Annotated in this window: 3 protein-coding genes; all 3 read left to right on the plus strand. The window is 60.7% G+C overall.

The window, feature by feature from the left end; genetic code table 11:
• Nucleotides 1-440 precede the first annotated feature (440 nt).
• Nucleotides 441-689, plus strand: a complete 249-nt coding sequence (locus AC1D15_RS28095; RefSeq protein WP_477828596.1) for a hypothetical protein — start codon at nt 441-443, stop codon at nt 687-689.
• Between the two features lie 120 nt (nt 690-809).
• Nucleotides 810-1385, plus strand: coding sequence for a hypothetical protein (locus tag AC1D15_RS28100; RefSeq protein ID WP_477828597.1), 576 nt, complete (start codon nt 810-812; stop codon nt 1383-1385).
• Nucleotides 1386-1721: 336 nt separating this feature from the next.
• Nucleotides 1722-2231, plus strand: a complete 510-nt coding sequence (locus AC1D15_RS28105; RefSeq protein ID WP_477828598.1) for a YcxB family protein — start codon at nt 1722-1724, stop codon at nt 2229-2231.
• Nucleotides 2232-2260 lie beyond the last annotated feature (29 nt).

A 2260-nucleotide genomic window follows, 5' to 3' on the forward strand; every position in this document is an offset into this window, starting at 1 on the left:
CCTCACTGAGGAAGAGCAGCACCATGACCGATCGGCTTCTTACATCGCGGGTGGTCAGTTCTGGCCGAAGGTTCTGTCGCCCATAGTTTCAGCATCGACGGAGGCTGTCATATGGGTTGGTATGCGCGCCTGAAGAAGCGCCACTTCGAGCGGACGCCTGATGTGCCCGTCTTCCGTTCGCCACTTTTGGTGGTGGTAGCTGAGTTGGCCAACAGCATGAAGGCCGGCTGCGAATTGGAAGTCTCGGCCACTTRCAGTCCTTCGCGACCGTCTGCCTCGTGGGAGTCTGAACGTTGATTCGAGGGAAATCTAGCTTGAAGCCGATAGTCGATATGCAAGGCTCGGAGTTTGACTGGTTCGCAAGAGACGAGGCTGGCAACTATGCGGTGTTCGCTACGGCGGGAAGCGGTCCAGTCCCCGCAGAGGTAGTGGATGCATGCGTGCAGCACAGTGCCATCGGCGAACACATTCCCGTCAAGGGCTGGGGCACCGACGAGGTCTGGAAGAGCTATTCAGATGTCGGCTTGTTCGCGTACGACTGGGACGACCAACGCGGCCGTTACGCGCGCGTGGCCGTTCCGAATCGTCCCGTTGAGGCTACCTTGCTGGTGCAGCTTGCAGAGGTGGTGCTCCCGCGCTTGCCGCTGTCGTTCGGCGAAGCTCCCGTCATCGCAGCAACCATTTCATGAGCCGTGCCTCCCCGGTGGTCGGACGGAGATCGGCCAGCAGTTGCCGTTCACCAACATCTGCTTCAGGGCAAGCCAGCGAGCCGCCGGGATGTCAGCAGCAGACGGGATAAGCTCGCTGACATGGGAAGAAAGGAACGCAGACCGCTGGACCTAGATAGCTCGAAGATCCAGCGCGCCATCGGTGGGATTGCGCCCTATCCGTACTTCGAGACGCTCGCGGACAAGCCGGGTGCCGTTGTGTTGCGCGMCAAGGAGCCTGTGAGCCGTTGGCAGGGGCTGCATGTTGCCGCGTCAGCCGATTGGCGGGCGAGGTTTGCGGAGGTTTTGAGCCGCCTGGCGAACGGCGGCGAGCGGGAGGAGATGCGGGTCTCCTTTCCGTCAGCGCGAGGCTGGTACGACCTCTTCACCACTCGCACCAACTTCGGATGCTGGTGGTCGTTGTCTGTGTCGCTTGACCGCGGCTTGCACACGCCGGTCGTATGGACCCAGTTCACGAACATGAGCCTGAACCTCAGGCTGTCCTCGGTGGCGGTTGCAGTGCTTGCTGCTGAGATTCAGCAATGTCCGGAGGGGGGCATCAAGTCACAGCTCGAACTTCGGCGCGACGCTCGGCCACTTGCTCATCCGCAAGGCTTGTGGTTTTGGCATTGGGCTCACGGACAAGGCCTAGCCCTGCCAGTGGAAGCCAGCGAGTAGAACGGGACGTTTGAGCGATGGGCGACCCAGGTACTTTTTCTAGTCAGCCGTGGCATCAGCGATGCAAAGTACTGGTACGGGTCGTCCTCGACCGACCCGTTGACACTCACCAAAGGCGGCTATACCGAGCGTAGCGGTCGGACGCTCGGCGTGGCTGCAACCTGCGATCTGGCCGCTGGCGCGAAGATCGCATGTCGGCCACTTCCGGTCGCTCGCGAAGGGCTGCTTTCGGCTAGGCTATCGGCCTTCAGGTCCAAGGGCCGATGGCTCACATCGTCCGCCTGCTCGGTAGACGGGCCGGCTATAGGTCCCGTTCTCAATTCGGACATCTTCGCCATGCTGCACGAGGCCAAACTCATCTACACCGACTCGCTGCTGCGTCAGGCAGTGCTCGCGTTTTGGTATCGTTCAATCGGTATCGGGTTCGTCGTCGCCCTGGGAGTGGTTGCGATCTGCCTCAGCATCGTGATCGCGCAAGGTGAGGCAGTGTGGCTTGTCGGTGCACTTGCAAGCGTTCTTGTCCTGGGGACTGTGTTTGCTGCAGCCTTGTACGTGGTTCACTATCGAAACTCGCTTCGCAAGTTTCGCGAAATGGGGAACGCGCAGGCCACCTTTCGCGCAGACGAGTCTTCGTTCACCCTCAGTTCCCCCATTGGCACTGCAACGCTTCAGTGGACCGCAGTGCGCGAACTTTGGCAGTTCCGTAGCGTCTGGCTCCTCCTCTACTCGAAAGCACAGTTCAGCACGCTGCCGCTCGCGTGCATGTCGTCGGAGATGCAGGCCTTTGTTGTGCAACGCGTCCGTTCCACGGGAGGCAAGGTAGACGGCTATGACCGCAATGCTTGACCAAGCCAAGATTCTGGCCTTCGCCGTGT

This window comes from Rhizobacter sp. P2_H2 (assembly GCF_056403375.1).

Bases quoted from the DNA above. Each gene is read 5' to 3' on its own strand.
- AC1D15_RS28105 (WP_477828598.1), top strand. From the start codon at position 1,722: ATGCTGCACGAGGCCAAACTCATCTACACCGACTCGCTGCTGCGTCAG.